Origin of the sequence: Ureibacillus sp. FSL K6-3587 (assembly GCF_038593165.1) — a bacterium.
Taxonomy (GTDB): domain Bacteria; phylum Bacillota; class Bacilli; order Bacillales_A; family Planococcaceae; genus Ureibacillus; species Ureibacillus suwonensis.
Genome location: NZ_CP151969.1, coordinates 2,580,235 through 2,598,175, shown reverse-complemented (window position 1 = coordinate 2,598,175; position 17,941 = coordinate 2,580,235). Strand labels below are relative to the sequence as shown.

Sequence of the window (17,941 nt, the reverse complement as noted above, 5' to 3'; positions counted from 1 at the left end):
CTAAGCCATCCGATTACATATTACCAAATAATGTCACTAAAATTTATTCACCAACACCATTTGACAAAGAACCATTTTTTTCGGGTAATCTTCTATTCTTCTCATAAGACTTCAAACTCATTAACCGTCATTGTTACACGTCAATCAATTTAGTACTTTTTGAACGCAATATGCTTTGAAATTTTCCAAACAATCAGCCAATCCATTATTTTTATCAAAATAATATTTTTCAAAATGAGCATTTTCATTGAATAATAAATCGTAAGTTTGACTGATTTCCTGCAAAAATTCGAAATTGCGCCCTTGCACATGAGGAAGGCAGCCTGCCGCATCATGCAATGCACTTTTGATCAGTTCTTTTTGTTCTTCGGTCATGTCTTTTTGGAGATTCATATATGCAACGGTTTTAAAATACAAGATCCTGCTGACATTGTCTATGAACAATGACCAGTACATTTCATTGTCCGGCAATCTTCCATCGTGTTCTTGAAGATAATTTTTGAAATAAGCGGTGAGTTCATCCAGCAGTTCTTTTAACTCCTCATACGCTTTATCCCATTTTTGTGACGTATCGATATAATTGAAAAGTATCCCATCCAATTCCTCTTGAAGCTGGAATAAATTTAAGATGCCATTCGTCACCTGAATTCTTGGCATAAAATACCCCCTTTGTTTGTGGTTGAAGCTATTATAAATATAACAATAAAACTCTTCTTTTATTTGCTGAAATAATAAAACGTGAAAAAAATGTATTAAGTCTGGTCTTTTATCTTCATTAGTAACAATTTTCGGAATTTGGGGGTATTTCAAAAAAATGCATCAAGAAGCATTGGATTTGAATCTGAAATTCAAAAATTGCGCTTGAAAAAACGGCACTTTGGCAGCTTATTGATTTACCCGCTTAATTGGAATATCTTTTAAAATAGAATTGATTACCCAGCTTGCACAAATCAGACCACAAACGGACGGACAATAAGCATTGGATGAAGGGGGCATTTTGGCTTTTCGGATTGGCGCATCGGGATTCCCCACTTCTTCCACAACATCAGATCTGATCACAATTGGGGATTCATCGGAAAAGACAACCGTAATCCCTTTTTTGATGCCTTCTTTTCTCAATTTCGTACGGATCACTTTTGCCATTGGATCTGTATGGGTTTTTGAAATGTCTGCAATACGGAATCTTGTCGGATCCGTTTTATTTGCGGCTCCCATGCTGGAAATGATCGGAATATTCCGTTTTAAACATTCTTTCATTAAATGAATTTTATAACTGATGGTGTCAGAAGCATCGATGACATAATCAATGTCATATTCAAACAGTTTTTCATAAGTTTCTTCGTTATAAAACATATGCAGGTGGATGACTTCACAATCCGGATTGATGTCCGCAATCCGTTCTTTCATCACTTCCGCTTTCGGTCTTCCAATCGTCGATAAATAAGCGACCAACTGGCGGTTAATATTGGTGATGTCGACCACATCTTTATCCACTAGAATAATGCGGCCGATACCGCTGCGGGCGCATGCTTCCGCAGCAAAGGAACCTACTCCGCCAATTCCCAAAATGGCAACGGTTGTATTTTTCAACTTTTCCAATCCTTCTTTACCTATAGCCAATTCATTTCTTGAAAATTGATGTAACATACCTTTCTGCCTCTCATTCTAATTTTTCTCATCGGAATTATAACATAACATAATGTTAATAGGGTATACGTTTCTATTTCCAATTGATTTTGTTCAAAATAAAAACTCCCCCATCTACATGGAGGAGTCATATTCCCGATTCGATTTTTTCAAGAGAATCCCAAAAAAACGGACGAATCCCGAAAGTGCCGTAGTGCGTAATTAACACTGTTTTGAACCCGCAGCTCGGCAGGTGGGTGCCCTCACTGACTCTTTAAACGTCCCCTGTATGGCGTTCAAATGGGGCATGTTTGCCAAGCCAGGATTTGGGCTCCCTATTTATAGGTGTTCGGTCAAAACTGTTAATGTAGCGCATTCACGCACACTTCAGGATTCGTTTGATTTTATGATAACATCCATTAACCAATATTGCAATGAATATGAAATGGAATACATTATTTTTTTGCTACTATTGTTAATAATCTGATTATTTTTTTGATTATTATTGCCATATAAAAGAGGCTGGGACAAAAGATAAAAAACACCATTTTCTCCCGTGAGAAAATGGTGTTTTTTTGATAATTGAAGAAAATTGATTTCCGTTCCGGGGACGCTTTCCGCGGGCCCGGCTCGAGCCTCCTCGGAGCTCAATCCTTCGCTCCTGCGGGGTCTCGAGAGGGCTCGTCGCAGGAAAGCTTTGAATTTACTTCCTTGAACTTGCTCCGCTTTGCGACTAAGCGTGCGCGACAGAAACTCGCCCCGTCACTTCAATCAATTTTCTATGGTATCGATTTTTTACAAAAAAACCTTTTTGCAGCTCGTTCATTTTATTAGTTATGTCCCAGCCTCTTTATCTTCATTTATTCTGGAAGATCGACTTTGATGTGCAATTCTTTCAATTGTTTTGGCGATACCGGGCTTGGCGCTTCCGTCAACAAGCAGCTGGCTGTGGCTGTTTTCGGGAAGGCAATCGTATCTCTCAAGTTGTTGCGGCCTGCCAGAATCATCACTAAACGGTCAAGGCCCATTGCGATTCCGCCATGAGGAGGCACGCCGTATTCAAAGGCTTCAAGCAAGAATCCGAATTGTTCTTGGGCTTGTTCTTTCGTAAATCCTAATAGTTGGAACATTTTTTCTTGCAAGTCTCTTTCGAAAATCCGCAATGAACCTCCGCCCAATTCGTACCCGTTCAACACGATATCGTAAGCTTGGGCGCGTACTTTTCCAGGATCCGTATCCATCAATTCGATATCTTCATCAAATGGACGAGTGAATGGATGGTGGGCCGCTGTATAACGTTTTTCCTCTTCATCCCATTCAAGCAATGGCCAATCTGTCACCCAAAGGAAGGCAAATTGGGATTCATCGATTAAGCCTAACTCTTTTCCTAGTTTGTTGCGCAATGCGCCAAGAGAAGCGGCAACGATGGAAGCATCATCTGCTCCGAACAATAATAAGTCTCCAGGTTCTGCATCTGTTGCTTTCTTAATATCTTCTACAATTTGGCCTTCAAAGAATTTAGCGATAGGGCCAGTAAATCCTTCTTCCGTCACTTTGATCCAAGCCAATCCTTTGGCACCGTAAATCGCAACAAATTCAGTCAACGCATCGATATCTTTGCGGGTAAACTTGTCATTTGCACCTTTGACGTTAATGGCTTTGACAACGCCGCCTTTTTCAACCGCACTTGTAAATACTTTAAAGTTGCAATCTTTTACAATGTCAGTGAGGTTGATTAATTCCAAGCCAAAGCGAACATCCGGTTTGTCGGAACCGAAACGATCCATCGCTTCTTGGTAAGTCATGCGCGGGAATGGCGTTTGCACTTCAATGCCTTTTACTTCTTTCATCACCGCAGCCAGCATGCGTTCCGTCATATCGATAATCTCATCCATGGACATGAAAGAAGTTTCGATATCCACTTGGGTAAATTCCGGTTGACGGTCTGCACGCAAGTCTTCATCACGGAAACAGCGGGCGATTTGGAAATATTTTTCAAATCCTGCCACCATCAATAATTGTTTGAATAATTGCGGTGATTGTGGAAGGGCGTAAAATTCCCCTTCATGCACACGGGATGGAACTAAATAGTCACGTGCGCCTTCAGGAGTGGATTTTGTCAAAATCGGTGTTTCCACTTCCAAGAATCCGTCATTTTGCAAGAAGTTGCGGATTGTACGGGTTACATCCGAACGCAATTTGAATGTGTTGTACATCACAGGTCTTCTTAAATCCAAATAACGGTATTTTAAACGGACATCTTCGTTGATATCCACGTAATCCTCAATGGCAAATGGAGGAGTTTTTGACGTGTTGATGATATGGATGTTTGATGCAACGACTTCGATATTTCCTGTTTTAATGTTTGGGTTGACTTGGCTTGGGTCGCGAAGCACAACTTGTCCTTCTATTTCCACTACATATTCATTTCTGATTTTATCCGCAATTTCACGGGCTTCAGGGGCTTCATCGCCAAATACCACTTGCACGATGCCCGTACGGTCGCGAACATCAACGAAAATCAGGCTTCCCAAATCTCTGCGGCGTTGTACCCAACCTTTTAAAACCACCTGCTGTCCATGATGTTCTTCTCTCAATTCTCCACAATAATGTGTTCTTTGTGCCATTTTAAATCCTCCAATTCTTTGCTTCTTAACTTAATTGTTGTTTTAAGAAATTAACAATTTCATTGATTTGGACTTTTTCTTGATTGCCGGTTTCCATATGTTTCACTACCACTATGCCTTCTTCAAGCTCTTCCTCGCCAATGATGACAACAAATTTCGCTTGCAGACGGTCCGCGGATTTCATTTGCGCTTTCATTTTGCGCATCATGTAGTCCATATCCGCCGAAATCCCTTTTAACCGGAAGGAGCTGATAAGTTCCACCGCTTTCAGTTTCGCTTCATCTCCAAGGGCAACGATGTAGGCATCAAGCCCATCATTGACTTCCAATTCCACACCCTCTGCTTCCAAAGCGAGGAGCAACCGTTCAATGGATAAGGCAAATCCGATTCCCGGAACACTTGGCCCTCCGATTTCTTCCACAAGGCCATTATATCTTCCGCCTCCGCATAAGGTTGTAATGGCGCCAAATCCTTCTGCAGTGCTCATAATTTCAAAGGCGGTATGGTTGTAATAATCCAATCCGCGCACCAGATTTGGATCAACCTCATATTCGATGCCCAATACATCCAAATACTTTTTCACTTGATCAAAATACTCTTTTGATGGCGGTGTCAAATAATCCGTCAATTTCGGAGCTGTTTCCATCAGTGGATGCTCCCGGTCCACTTTGCAGTCCAAAATGCGCAATGGATTTTTTTCCAATCGGTTTTTACAGTCATCGCAAAATTCATGGATGCTTGGTTTGAAATGGTTGATGAGCGCTGTTCTGTGGGCATCTCTCGTTTCTTTGTCCCCTAAAGAATTGATGACCAATTTTAAATCTTTTAATCCCAATGTTTGATAAATATCCATTGCAAATGAGATGATTTCCGCATCGATGGCAGGATCTGCGCTTCCGATGGCTTCAACGCCAAATTGTACAAACTGGCGGTATCGTCCTGCCTGCTGACGCTCATAGCGGAACATCGGCCCCATGTATGACAGTTTCACCGGCTGTTCCGGAGCACCATACATTTTATGTTCCACATAGGCGCGAACCGTGGAAGCTGTTCCTTCCGGTCGCAATGTCAATGAACGGCCGCCCCGGTCTTCAAAGGTATACATTTCCTTTTGAACGATATCCGTCGTATCCCCTACACTCCGTTGAAAAAGTTCCGTATGTTCAAAGATTGGTGTCCGTATTTCTTTATATCGATAAACACGTGCCAATTCCCGTAAAACGGACTCGATTTTTTGCCACTTTGGCGTTTGTTCCGGCAAAATATCCTGTGTTCCTCTAGGTACTTTAAAAGCCATTTTGTATCTCCTTCCTGCAAACAAAATTTGGAACAAAAAAATGCTCTCATCCCTCATTACAAGGGACGAAAGCATATCACTTCCGCGGTTCCACCCTAGTTGACGTGCAGCATACACGTCCACTCAATACGGATAACGGCCGTTTCCGTTTTTCCCTACTCATTTTCAGGAAAAAGCCTCTCAAGTGTTCTTCACAAAAACCGTCAGTAGGAAAGATTTCAGCCTATGTCTTTCCCTCTCTGGACTTCAGGCAATTGCTACTCTCTTGGTCATGGGCTTTCGACAACATTTTCACATTACTTTTTATCATAATTGTGGAATGAAAAGTTGTCAACCATTTTCAAAAAAGTATAGATTTATGCCACACATACATTTTACAATAAAAAAGAGAATTCAACATTTATTGTCATTGAAAGTTGGATGTTTATGAAGCGAACATTATTTTTTCTCTGCATCATGCTGATCGTTACAAGCTTAACTACATATCTTCCATCCTTTGTTTCAGCGGACAATAAAGAAAACCGCATTGTCCATGCTGAAAAATTGCATTTGCGGGAAGGTCCCGGTTTATCCTACCCAATCCTCGATACCCTTGAACAAAATGAAAAGTTGAAGGTGTTGGATTCCGAGGGGGATTGGCTTTACGTCGAAACCGGCGGGAAGAAAGGCTGGGTGGCTTCCTGGTTGACACAAAAAGAGCAAAACCGGGATGCAAAAAAATATGCGGTTATCCAAGTCGATCACTTAAATATTCGGCTGGAACCATCCCTTGATTCTCCAGTGATCGGACAACTATTTACAGGAGAACAGGTGGCCGTGCAAGACGAGAGAGATCAATGGGTTCAAATCCAGTATCAGCAATCCACCGGTTGGGTTTCTTCGGATTTTATTACGATAAAAGAAGAAAAGTATGAAGAAAGCAATAACGCGACTGAAGAACCCGAAAGAATCGAAGCAGAGGAAGCGGATCATTTCACAATCACCGTCGATGCGGTCATCGTGCGAAAAAAACCGAATTTAAAATCGAAAAAACTGGGTATTGCGAATAAAGGCGAGGAATATACAGTCCTGGATCGGGATCACCATTGGCTTCAAATCGATTTTCACGGCAAAAAAGGATGGATTTACAGCTTTTACGGATCTTTTGACTCGGCAGCAAAGGATGAAGACAATCAATCGAATCGGATTACAATCATTTACAATGGTACAAATATACGGGAAGAACCCAGCACTTCATTCAATGTGTTAATGAATGCCCAAGCCGGTGAGCAATATGATGTCATAACCGTAGATGGCGATTGGTACAAAATTCAGCTTCCGAATGATGAAATCGGGTATGTGGCTGGTTGGGTCGTTTCCACCAATGGACAACCACAATTGGAGGAAAAGAAAGAGAAACGGAAAAAAGGGACATTGAATGGTGTTACCATCGTGCTTGACCCTGGACATGGCGGGAACGACCAGGGAACCGCCGGACTCCGAAACACCATTGAAAAAGAAATCACTTTAAAAACCGCTGAACTGTTAAGATCCAAATTGCAGCAAGCGGGGGCAAACGTGTATTTAACCCGGGAATTCGATGTGTACGTCGGGCTCCAAAAGAGGGTGGCAATGGCCCATCAGCAGGCGGCGGACGCCTTCATCAGCATCCATTATGATGCCAGTGAAGACCGCACCATCTCGGGATTTACAACCTATTATTACCACTCTTATCAGGAATCCCTTGCCCAATATGTGCACGAAGGGGTGGCAAAGCAGTTGTCATTGCGTGACCGTGGCGTGCAGAAAGGGAATTATTTAGTCTTGAGGGAAAATAAACAAAATGCCGTTTTGCTGGAGTTGGGCTATTTAAGCAATCCTGGCGAAGAGAAAGTGATCAATACAGATCGCTTCCGTGAACAGGCAACCATGGGCATTTATGAAGGAATATTAAAATATTTTGATGATCAGTTAAAGAGGCTGGGACATAACTAATAAAGTGAACGAGCTGCAAAAAGATTTTTTGTAATAAATTGATTGGAGTGACGGGGCGAGTGCTCCTGTCGCGCACGCTTAGTCGCAAAGCAAAAGCTTTCCTGCGACGAGCCCTCTCGAGACCCCGCAGGAGCGAAGGATTGAGCTCCGAGGAGGCTCGAGTCGGGCCCGCGGAAAGCGTCCCCGGAACGGAAATCAATTTTCTTCAATTATCAAAAAAACACCATTTTCTCCCGGGAGAAAATGGTGTTTTTTATCTTTTGTCCCAGCCTCTTTTTTATTTTTGGCATTCTCCTTCTCACTTTTTATGGTGAAAAAGATAAAGCTGCCCGGAAAAGAACTTTCCAAGCAGCCTTTTTATATTACTTTGATTCCAGAATGATTGTCACCGGGCCATCATTGACAAGGGACACTTCCATCATGGCACCGAAAATGCCCGTTGCCACTTTTAACCCTTGTTCCCGCAATGCTTCATTAAAAGCGTTCCATAGGGGTTCCGCCTGCTCCGGCCGGGCAGCTTCCACAAAGCTCGGCCTTCTCCCCTTTTTCGTTTCAGCATACAAAGTGAATTGGGAGACGGATAAAATTTCCCCACCATGCTCTTTAATGGAATGGTTCATTTTCCCTTGTTCATCTTCCCAAAGACGGATTTCCGCCACTTTCTTCGCTAAATAGTTCACATCGTCCATTGTATCCGAATGGGTAATGCCGACAAGCAATACATATCCTTTTTCGATTTGCCCTGTCACTTTTCCATCCACTGTCACTTTTGCTTCTTTGCTGCGTTGCAAAACAACTCTCATCGACAAACACACCTCAAAACGACTAATTTATCACCCGTTGCACAGAATAAATATCCGGCATTTGTTTTATTTTTTCAACCACTTTATGCAATACGGAAATGTTCGAAATTGCCAAAGTCAAATGAAGCGTTGCAATCTTATCATGGGCCGCGCGACCGGAAACCGCCAAAATATTCACTTTCGTTTCTGTCACGGCATGCATGACGTCATTTAAAATTCCAGGCCGGTCAAATGCGGAAATTTCAATATCGACAGGATATTCTTTTTTCATGGATGTGTCGCTATGTTCCCATTCCACTTCAATCAAACGGTCTTCACAGCCGGATTGCACGTTCGGACAATCTTTGCGGTGAACGGAGACCCCCCTGCCTTTTGTAATGAATCCGACGATTTCGTCTCCAGGGACCGGCGTACAGCATCGGGATAATCGGACCAATAAATTGTCGATCCCTTTGACAACAACGCCCATTTCCCCGCTGCTTTTCTTCTGTTTCTGGCTTTGCATCTCTTTTTGAAGTTTTTCAAGAGCTTCTTCCTTTTCACGCTCTCTGCGTTTTTTCTCGGCAAGGCGGTTCACCACCTGCTGAGGAGTGATTCCCCCGACGCCGACCGCAGCATATAAATCTTCTTCATTGGCAAAATTCAATTTATTTAAAACCCGTTGCAAATTCTCTTCGGATAGAACTTCTTTTACATCAAATTCTTGGGCTTTTATTTCTTTTTCAATCAATTCTTTTCCTTTTAGCACATTTTCTTCGCGCAAGTGCTTTTTGAAGAATTGTTTGATTTTGTTTCGCGCCTGGGAACTTTGCGCAATTTTCAACCAGTCCCTGCTTGGGCCAAAGGATTGTTTGGATGTCAATATTTCAACAATATCGCCCGTTTTCAGCGGCGTATCAAGAGGCACCATTTTACCATTCACTTTGGCGCCGATGGTACGGTTTCCAACCTCCGTATGCACACGATACGCAAAATCGATTGGAACGCTGCCTGCAGGCAATTCAATGACATCCCCTTTTGGCGTAAACACATAAACCATATCGGAAAATAAATCCAATTTGAGCGCTTCCATAAACTCTTCCGCATTGGAAGATTCGATTTGGAACTCCAAAATTTCACGGAACCAAGTGAGTTTTTGGTCGATGCTTTCCTTATTTGGATTGACCGTTTTCCCTTCTTTATATGCCCAGTGCGCAGCAATCCCGTATTCCGCGATTTTGTGCATTTCTTTCGTGCGGATTTGCACTTCCAACGGATCCCCATATGGACCAATGACCGTCGTATGAAGGGATTGATACAAGTTCTGTTTCGGCATGGCGATATAATCTTTGAAACGGCCAGGCATCGGCTTCCAAAGGGTATGAACAATCCCTAAAACCGCATAGCAATCTTTGATGCTATCAACAATGATACGGACAGCCAATAAATCATAAATTTCATTGAACTCTTTATTTTGCAGAACCATTTTCCGATAAATACTATAAATATGTTTCGGACGGCCGTATATTTCTGCTTCAATATTGACTTCTTTTAATTGGGAGCGGATTTCTGCCATGACATTTTCCAAATACGCTTCCCGTTCCGTACGTTTTCTTTTCATTAAGCTGACGATTCGATAATATTGCTGAGGATTTAAATAGCGGAGAGCCGTATCTTCCAACTCCCATTTCACCTTCGAAATTCCGAGGCGATGGGCAAGAGGAGCGAAAATTTCCAACGTTTCTTGGGAAATCCGACGCTGCTTTTCTGCGGATAAATGCTTTAACGTACGCATATTGTGAAGGCGGTCAGCTAATTTAATCAAAATGACACGAATATCCTGTGCCATTGCAACAAACATTTTTCGATGATTTTCTGCTTGCTGCTCTTCTTTTGATAAATATTTAATTTTTCCTAATTTTGTGACACCATCGACGAGCATGGCCACTTCTTCCCCAAACTCGGCCACCAAATCTTCCCGGGTAACCGAAGTATCTTCCACCACATCATGAAGGAAGCCTGCAGCCACCGTTTCCGGATCCATTTGGAGATCCGCCAAAATTCCCGCCACTTGAATTGGATGAATGATATATGGTTCTCCCGATTTACGAGTTTGTTCCTTATGCGCTTCTTTTGCCACCTCATAAGCTTTTTTCACAAATTCGACGTGCTCATCATTCATATAAGTTTTTACTTTTGCGAATACATCTTCGGGCGTCAAAATTTGCTCCTTCGCCATGATTTGTCCACCTTCAAAAAATTTTCTGTTTAATAGTATAAGATTAATTTTATAAAAAAAATATATAAAATGTAAAGTCAAGTCTTCGAATATTGCTTTCAATCAACATTTTAGAATACTGTCGGAATTTGTCAAAATTTTTCTGCTGTAATGGATTTCTTTAAATTATATAGTAAAAGAATTCGCACCGCTTTTATTTCGTGCGAATTCTTCAATGGAAATCAATATTGGATCAATGTTTTGATAGGATAATTTCCAATTCTTTCGCGGCCATTTAATTCTGTCAGCTCAATGAGAAATGCACAACCAACCACTTTGCCTCCAAGTTTTTCAACGATTTGGATCGTTGCATCCACCGTGCCGCCAGTTGCAAGCAAATCATCAATGATTAACACTTTTTGGCCGGGTGAAACGGCATCTTTGTGCATGGCAAGAACATTCGTCCCATATTCCAAATCATATTCCACACTCACGACTTCCCTTGGCAATTTTCCTGGTTTACGAACCGGCGCAAAACCGATGTTCAAAGCGTATGCCACTGGGCAGCCGATAATGAATCCCCGCGCTTCCGGTCCAACGATGATTTCCGCTTCGACCTCTTTTGCAAATTCAACAATTTTGTCAACCGCATATTTGAATGCCGCCCCATTATCCATCAATGGTGTAATATCTTTAAAGCTGATCCCTTCTTTTGGAAAGTCTTCCACAATCGCAATATATTCTTTTAAATCCATTCAAATTTCCTCCTTAGGAATATGAAAAATCCTTGATTCGTTCATTAAACCATTGCTTCAACTCAGAATAAGTGGAATACAAAAACTGTTGTTCCAATTCGATTTGCTGTTTGCGCAATTGATATGTGGCCGCTTCTGCAAGGGAGCGTTTTTCGGCAAATTGATTCACTGTAATCAAACCATTTTCTATTGTAACAAAACCGAGTTCAAAAAACACCTTTGTCATAAATTTAATGTTTTCCCCATTCAATCCCAGATGTCTAGATAAATGGGGGATATGCTCGTTCAAGTCAACAAATGGACGGCTCTTTAGCAACGTGTAATAATGCGCAAAATGTTTGCGTGTCGGCATCCCGTTAAAGAACAGAGAATTTGGTGTATAAAAAACTGCATAAATCCGCTTTGGTTTGACGTTTTCAATCAGCATTTCCATTTCATGAAGCTGTTTTGGCAAGTCCAGTAACACCAGATACGGCGAAACGGAATCAGAGATCCCATCCCCGATGAACTGTACGGATGGCAGCATTCCGCGGAAGTACTGGACCGTTTCCTCCCGAAAAGCCACAAAGGCAGATTCCATGGGGATCGTTTTCAACAATTGATTCACATTTGCTTTTCCCCGATAATCGAATAATTGCCACTCGGAAGTTTGGACATCCGAAATGAAAAATTGCGCCTTTTTCCGGCCTTGCCATTCGTTGATTTGCAAATCTCCGGCAACGGACAATTTAACGCCATAAGTGATTTCATTATACAAATGGCCTTTGTTGAATCCGACCGCATCAATGATTCCATGGGCATTTTCCAGTTCCATTTTAATATGATCTTCGTTCGCCCCGATTTTTCGCATCGATCGGACAGAGACTTGCTGAATCGCAAATATCGGCTTTTCAAACCCAACGCCAAAGGGTTTCAATGCCTGCACTTCTTCAATGGCTTCCACCGTAGCCTCACTTAAATCGACCAGCACATCTATCGACAACTTTGGCGTCAACAATTCTTCGGTCAAACATTCCGATGCTTGCTGATGGAGACGATTCCGCAATTCATCGATATTGTCAACGGATAATGTCATCCCGGCAGCCATCGGGTGGCCCCCAAAATGAGGGAGAATATCCCGGTTTTTCGCAAGTTCATTGTAAAGATGGAATCCGTCGATGCTTCTTGCGGAGCCTTTCGCAAGGCCGGTCTCCGGATCGATGGATAAGACAATCGTTGGTTTGTAATATTTCTCCACCAAACGGGAAGCAACAATCCCAATGACGCCCGCATGCCACCCTTCCTTTGCAACGACCAGCACCAAGGAGTTTCCTATTTCAGGATTGTTTTCAATGATCTCAATGGCTTCTTTGGTTATCTCATTGACAAAGTCTTTCCGTTCATTATTTTTTTGATTTAATAATTTTGCACCAGCCGCAGCGCTTTGCATATCCTCGCTCATTAAAAATTCCACGCCGGGTTTTGCATCATCCAAACGGCCAATCGCATTTAAACGGGGGCCAAAATAAAATCCGATGACCTCTTCATCGATTTCATGCTGTTTCACACCTGAGACCTCACATAATGCCTGAACCCATGGCCGGTTTGAATGCCGGATATATTCAATCCCCTTTTTTGCAAGGTACCGATTTTCCCCTCTCAATGGCACCAAATCCGCAATGGTACCGATTGCCACATACTCGAATAAATGTTCAGGCACTTCTCCATATAAAGCGTGGGCCAGTTTAAATGCCACTCCTACCCCCGCCAATTCGCCAAAAGGATAATGCCCTTCCGGAATTCTCGGATGAACGATAACGTCTGCAGGTGGAAGCTCATCCCCCGGTTCATGATGGTCCGTTACAATGACATCCATGCCAAGCTCTTTCGCCAGCCGAATCGGTTCAATCCCGCTAATCCCATTATCGACGGTAATAATCAATTGAATTCCATTTTCATGGGCCTTTCTGAACAATTCTTCATGCGGGCCGTAGCCATGGACAAAGCGGTTTGGGATTTCGTAGTCAACATCCGCTCCCAAATCAAGCAGCACATTGAGCATGACCGTTGTACTTGTAATACCGTCTGCATCATAATCTCCGTAGATCAATATTTTTTCTCCCCGTTCCAGGGCGAGCTCAATGCGTTCCACCGCTTCTTTCATTCCCGATAACAAATAAGGGTTATGTAAATGATCGTCATCTGTATAGAAAATATCCTTCGCTTCATCAATCGTTTGGACTCTTGAAGCCAATATTTTTGCAGCTAAACTGGAAATGTCCAATTCCTTTTGAAGTTGTTGAACAAACATTTCATCGGGTCTCTGAATCTTCCACGTTTTCGTAGACTCTATCATTTTCCTCACTTCCTCACGAAGTTCATTATACCGAAATTTCAATAGAATTGGATATGAATTTTATAGAAGCCGGCAGACAAAAAGAGGCTGGGACAAAACCCCCTCTAAAATGGAAACAGCTCATGAAATTTTGGAATGAAATTTCATGAGCTGTTCTTCATTTTTTCAATAAAAAATAAGGACCTCTTCTGTTAAAATTAAGTTACCACCAAAACTAACAGAAAGAAGGGTCCTTATGTTTAAATATTATAACATGAATCAATTAGTTTTACCTCTAGATTTAGAAATAAAATTACAAGAAAATGATATTGCCTTCCATATTCACCATTTAGTTGAAAGTATTCCAAATGAAGCCTTCCAGCCGTTTCTTCGAAATACAGGTTGTCCTGCTTATCATCCACGCATGATGCTAAAAATTATTTTGTGTGCCTATTCGCAGTCTGTCTTTTCAGGTCGAAAAATTGAAGCGCTATTAAAGGACAGTATACGAATGATGTGGTTGGCACAAGGATATGAACCAAGTTATCGGACGATCAATCGTTTTCGTGTGCATCCGGAAGTAAAAGAATTAATTCGTCAATGTTTTGTCCAATTCCGTTGCCAACTGGTGGAAGAAAAGTTAATCGATCAAGAAGCCATTTTTATCGATGGTACGAAGATTGAAGCGAATGCCAATAAATTTACTTTCGTATGGAAGAAATCCATTGAAAAATACAACCAAAACTTAATTGAAAAGTCCAATCAGTTATACAACGAACTATTAGAAAAAGAAATCATCCCTGAAATGGAGCGGGAAAATGAGGGAGAACTGTCCGTAGAAGAACTCGCTCAAATGGTGCAACAAGTCGATGAAGTCATTAAGGAATATGACCAAAAGATAGAAACATCGCCCGATGCCACAGAACGAAAAGCATTAAGAAGCGAACGAAAATATCCAAAACAAGCGTACAAACAATTAATAGACTTCATTCTACGAAAACAAAAATACCAAAAAGACTTGGACATCTTGGGGGAACGGAACAGTTATTCCAAAACAGATCAAGATGCGACGTTCATGCGAATGAAAGACGACTATATGAAAAACGGTCAATTGAAAGCTGGATACAATGTACAAATCGCAACAGAAGGTCAATACGCACTAGCTTATAGCATCTTTCCAAATCCTACTGATACACGTACATTGATTCCGTTCTTGAATGAGATTGAGAAGCATTATTTTCCATTGCCAAAATATATTGTCGCAGATGCTGGTTATGGTAGTGAACAGAACTATGAGGACATCCTTTCGAATCGAAAATGTGAGGCACTTATTCCATATACCATGTATGAGAAAGAACAAAAGAAGAAATATAAACAAAATCCATTTCATCCAGACAATTGGATGTACGACGAAGAAAGTGATACCTACATTTGTCCAAATCAGCAGCGAGTAACCTTCCGTTATCGTTCTGTACGTACAGATAAGACTGGTTTCAAACGAGAATTGAAAATCTATGAATGTGAAAACTGTTCAGGATGTCCATTTCGTTCATCATGCACAAAAGCAAAGGAAGGCAATCACCGAAAGGTCATGGTGAATGAAAAATGGGAACAACAAAAAGAATATGTAAGAGCGAAGCTTTCAGAAGAAAAAGCTGGTTCTATTTTCCGTCAACGTAAAATAGACGTAGAACCAGTTTTTGGATTCTTGAAGGCTAATTTGCGTTTCACTCGATTTTCCGTTCGAGGAAAATCGAAAGTGGAAAATGAAATGGGCATTGCCTTAATGGCCGTGAATTTACGAAAATACACGGCCAACAAAGATCAACTAACCAAAAATAATGGGGATAAATGGAAAAAGGAGAATTTGAGCCAACTCAAATTCTCCTTTTTCCTATCTAGAAGCTAGTTTTGTCCCAGCCCCATTCAAACGGTCATTAAACAACCGGCTCGTCTGAACCCCATTGTTTTTTCTCTTTTTTCTTCAACGTTGTACCTTTCTTGTCCATTTCTCTTGATTTAAGCGTATACCAAATCTGTGCCGCGATACAAATGGATGAATACATACCCGTTACCAAACCGATCAGCAAGGCAATCGAGAAGTTTCGGATAGCCGGCGCCCCGAAGATCAAGAGTGCAACGACAACGACAATGACCGTCAACACCGTGTTCACGGAACGTCCCATTGTTTGGCGGAGAGATTTATTAACAATGTCCGCAAGCGCTTCTTTTGTTTTGATTTCACCTTTATGGTCGACATTTTCACGGATACGGTCGAAGGTAACAATCGTATCATTGATGGAATAACCGACAATCGTCAAGATCGCGGCGATAAACGTAATGTCAACTTCTATACGGAACACACTAAAAATCGCAACCATGAAGAATACGTCATGGAGCAATGAAGCAATCGCACCAATCCCCATTCTCCATTCGAAGCGTACAGCCACATAAATGATAATTCCTATGGCAGCGATGGCTAATGCTTTAATCGCATTTTTCACCAATTCCCGGCCAACCGTTGGGGAAACGGTGCTGACATTTGGTTCATGGCCATAGTCATCCATGATCGCCTTTTTCAAATCCAATGTTTCTTGTTGTGTGAAGTCTTTTTTATACGTTGCAACAGCGGTATCGCTGTTTTCTCCGCTGATGACCAATTCATCCGGAGCAAATCCGATTTTATCCAAATAATCGGCCATTTTTTCCTGAGTTGTCGGTTCATTTGTCAAAATTTCCACACGCGTACCGCTGGAGAAATCGATGCCCAAGTTCAACCGGAAAATGCCAATCATGATAGCCCCAAGAATGATGATGACCAACGAAATGGCATAGAATTTTTTGCGGTTATGAACAAAGTCGAAACGGTCAAAATTCGTGGACAAATCTAATGTTTCCACGCCTTCTGAAGGATCGTGAATTTTTGATTTGCGAACGCCATAGAAGAATGGATTTTCGAATTTGCCGCTTTTCACAAGCAATCCTAGCAGCACACGGGACAACCAGACAGAAGTTAAGAAACTCAATAAGATGGAAATGATTAACGTTGTTGCAAATCCTTTAACAGAACTTGTACCGAAGTAGAATAATACAACCGCAGCAAGCAAAGTTGTGAGCTGCGCATCAATAATCGCGCTCAAGGATACTTTGGATCCGATTTTAAATGCTTCTTCTGCGGATTTTCCGACCCGGAGTTCCTCCCGAATCCGCTCGGCCGTCAAAATGTTCGCATCCACGGCCATCCCGATACCGAGCACGAGCGCGGCAATCCCCGGCAACGTCAACACGGCACCAATCCAATTTTGGATGAGGAGCACCAAGTATGAGAATACCGTTAACGTGATGATGGAAATGAATCCAGGCAAACGGTAGTAAAGCAACATGAAGATGAAGATTAATGCTACGCCGACGATGCTGGCGAATACTGTGCTTTGTAATGCTTGTTCACCAAACTGAGCGCCCACGGATGTCGCATAAATTTCCGTCAATTTTACCGGTAGCGCCCCTGCATTTAAGATACTTGCCAAGTTTTTTGTTTCCTCAACGGTAAAATTACCGGAAATCATGACGTCCGTTGTATTTAATGTTTGATTTACCGATGCTGCCGAAATGTATTTTGGATCAGGTTTTGCCGCTTCTTTTTTGAAAGAATCTTTTCCTTCTTCAAAGTCCATCCAAATTACGAGCAGATTTTCCCCTTGCGGCATTTTGGAAATTTTCGAAGTGATTTCAGCAAATTTTTGCGCGTCTTTCAAAGTTAATGTTACAATCGGCCGGTTTTGATTGTCGAACGAAGCCGCCGCACCGCCCTCTTTCAAATCCGAACCGTCCAATAATAAATTATCGTTGACGTCACGGAATGTTAAATTCGCCGTACTTGATAACATTTCCCGTGCAGACGATTGATCGTCAATTCCTGCAAGCTGAACGCGGATGCGGTTTTCCCCTTCAACCTGTATGCTTGGCTCACTTACACCGAAAGCGTCAATCCGCTTTGATAAGGCGGTCGTCGTATCCGCAACGATATCATGGGTAATTTTTTGCCCATCTTTCAAAGGTTGTACTTCATATAAAACTTCGAATCCGCCTTGCAAGTCAAGCCCTAGTTTTACATCTTCCAAAACGCCTTTTACTGTATAACCCATCGCTCCAAATAGGACGACAACAGCCACAATAAAGGCTATGATACGGCTTTTTGAATTCATCTAAAATCCTCCTCGATGCAATATGTACAAATGCTTGTACATACATAAACACATGAAAGCATATCTTTACAATAATCTTTCGAACAAGGGACGCTGAAAAATTTTTCGTGATATTCCCGGACCCTGCGGAATAGACTTGAAAT

The 17,941-nt window shown here is 41.8% G+C and carries 11 protein-coding genes, 1 other RNA gene and 1 other annotated feature; of the genes, 2 read left to right on the top strand and 10 right to left on the bottom strand.

Annotated elements, in window-relative coordinates:
- Positions 1-144 precede the first annotated feature (144 nt).
- The 5 genes from NSS77_RS12925 to hisS form a co-directional block, all read right to left on the bottom strand.
- Complete coding sequence (locus NSS77_RS12925) at positions 145-657, bottom strand: hypothetical protein (RefSeq protein WP_342469109.1); 513 nt, start codon at positions 655-657, stop codon at positions 145-147.
- A gap of 228 nt (positions 658-885) precedes the next feature.
- Positions 886-1,647 (bottom strand): tRNA threonylcarbamoyladenosine dehydratase, encoded by a 762-nt coding sequence (locus NSS77_RS12920; protein ID WP_342469108.1) that lies wholly within the window; start codon positions 1,645-1,647, stop codon positions 886-888.
- Positions 1,648-1,819: 172 nt separating this feature from the next.
- Positions 1,820-2,023: non-coding RNA, 6S RNA (gene ssrS, locus NSS77_RS12915), on the bottom strand.
- Between the two features lie 463 nt (positions 2,024-2,486).
- Positions 2,487-4,253, bottom strand: coding sequence for an aspartate--tRNA ligase (gene aspS, locus NSS77_RS12910; RefSeq protein ID WP_342469107.1), 1,767 nt, complete (start codon positions 4,251-4,253; stop codon positions 2,487-2,489).
- Positions 4,254-4,278: 25 nt separating this feature from the next.
- The gene (hisS, locus tag NSS77_RS12905; RefSeq protein ID WP_342469106.1) at positions 4,279-5,550 is read right to left on the bottom strand and encodes a histidine--tRNA ligase; all 1,272 of its coding nucleotides are present in this window, start codon (positions 5,548-5,550) and stop codon (positions 4,279-4,281) included.
- A gap of 58 nt (positions 5,551-5,608) precedes the next feature.
- Positions 5,609-5,832: a binding site (T-box leader), on the bottom strand.
- 144 nt (positions 5,833-5,976) lie between these two features.
- On the opposite strand from hisS, the gene NSS77_RS12900 reads away from it, so the two are divergent.
- Positions 5,977-7,524 (top strand): SH3 domain-containing protein, encoded by a 1,548-nt coding sequence (locus tag NSS77_RS12900; RefSeq protein ID WP_342469105.1) that lies wholly within the window; start codon positions 5,977-5,979, stop codon positions 7,522-7,524.
- 362 nt (positions 7,525-7,886) lie between these two features.
- Here NSS77_RS12900 and dtd read toward each other — a convergent pair whose 3' ends face one another.
- The 4 genes from dtd to recJ form a co-directional block, all read right to left on the bottom strand.
- Positions 7,887-8,327, bottom strand: coding sequence for a D-aminoacyl-tRNA deacylase (gene dtd, locus NSS77_RS12895; protein ID WP_342469104.1), 441 nt, complete (start codon positions 8,325-8,327; stop codon positions 7,887-7,889).
- Positions 8,328-8,349: 22 nt separating this feature from the next.
- On the bottom strand, positions 8,350-10,545 hold the full coding sequence (locus NSS77_RS12890; RefSeq protein WP_342469103.1) for a bifunctional (p)ppGpp synthetase/guanosine-3',5'-bis(diphosphate) 3'-pyrophosphohydrolase: 2,196 nt from the start codon (positions 10,543-10,545) through the stop codon (positions 8,350-8,352).
- A gap of 221 nt (positions 10,546-10,766) precedes the next feature.
- Complete coding sequence (locus tag NSS77_RS12885; protein WP_342469102.1) at positions 10,767-11,279, bottom strand: adenine phosphoribosyltransferase; 513 nt, start codon at positions 11,277-11,279, stop codon at positions 10,767-10,769.
- A 13-nt stretch (positions 11,280-11,292) separates the two neighbouring features.
- Positions 11,293-13,614, bottom strand: a complete 2,322-nt coding sequence (gene recJ / locus NSS77_RS12880) for a single-stranded-DNA-specific exonuclease RecJ (protein ID WP_342469101.1) — start codon at positions 13,612-13,614, stop codon at positions 11,293-11,295.
- Positions 13,615-13,849: 235 nt separating this feature from the next.
- Here recJ and NSS77_RS12875 point away from each other — a divergent pair, with 235 nt between their 5' ends.
- The gene (locus tag NSS77_RS12875; protein WP_342469100.1) at positions 13,850-15,502 is read left to right on the top strand and encodes an IS1182 family transposase; all 1,653 of its coding nucleotides are present in this window, start codon (positions 13,850-13,852) and stop codon (positions 15,500-15,502) included.
- Positions 15,503-15,530: 28 nt separating this feature from the next.
- Here NSS77_RS12875 and secDF read toward each other — a convergent pair whose 3' ends face one another.
- Positions 15,531-17,798, bottom strand: coding sequence for a protein translocase subunit SecDF (gene secDF / locus NSS77_RS12870; protein WP_342469099.1), 2,268 nt, complete (start codon positions 17,796-17,798; stop codon positions 15,531-15,533).
- Positions 17,799-17,941 lie beyond the last annotated feature (143 nt).

Bases quoted from the DNA above. Each gene is read 5' to 3' on its own strand.
- NSS77_RS12925 (WP_342469109.1), bottom strand. From the start codon at position 657: ATGCCAAGAATTCAGGTGACGAATGGCATCTTAAATTTATTCCAGCTT.
- NSS77_RS12920 (WP_342469108.1), bottom strand. From the start codon at position 1,647: ATGTTACATCAATTTTCAAGAAATGAATTGGCTATAGGTAAAGAAGGA.
- aspS (WP_342469107.1), bottom strand. From the start codon at position 4,253: ATGGCACAAAGAACACATTATTGTGGAGAATTGAGAGAAGAACATCAT.
- hisS (WP_342469106.1), bottom strand. From the start codon at position 5,550: ATGGCTTTTAAAGTACCTAGAGGAACACAGGATATTTTGCCGGAACAA.
- NSS77_RS12900 (WP_342469105.1), top strand. From the start codon at position 5,977: ATGAAGCGAACATTATTTTTTCTCTGCATCATGCTGATCGTTACAAGC.
- dtd (WP_342469104.1), bottom strand. From the start codon at position 8,327: ATGAGAGTTGTTTTGCAACGCAGCAAAGAAGCAAAAGTGACAGTGGAT.
- NSS77_RS12890 (WP_342469103.1), bottom strand. From the start codon at position 10,545: ATGGCGAAGGAGCAAATTTTGACGCCCGAAGATGTATTCGCAAAAGTA.
- NSS77_RS12885 (WP_342469102.1), bottom strand. From the start codon at position 11,279: ATGGATTTAAAAGAATATATTGCGATTGTGGAAGACTTTCCAAAAGAA.
- recJ (WP_342469101.1), bottom strand. From the start codon at position 13,614: ATGATAGAGTCTACGAAAACGTGGAAGATTCAGAGACCCGATGAAATG.
- NSS77_RS12875 (WP_342469100.1), top strand. From the start codon at position 13,850: ATGTTTAAATATTATAACATGAATCAATTAGTTTTACCTCTAGATTTA.
- secDF (WP_342469099.1), bottom strand. From the start codon at position 17,798: ATGAATTCAAAAAGCCGTATCATAGCCTTTATTGTGGCTGTTGTCGTC.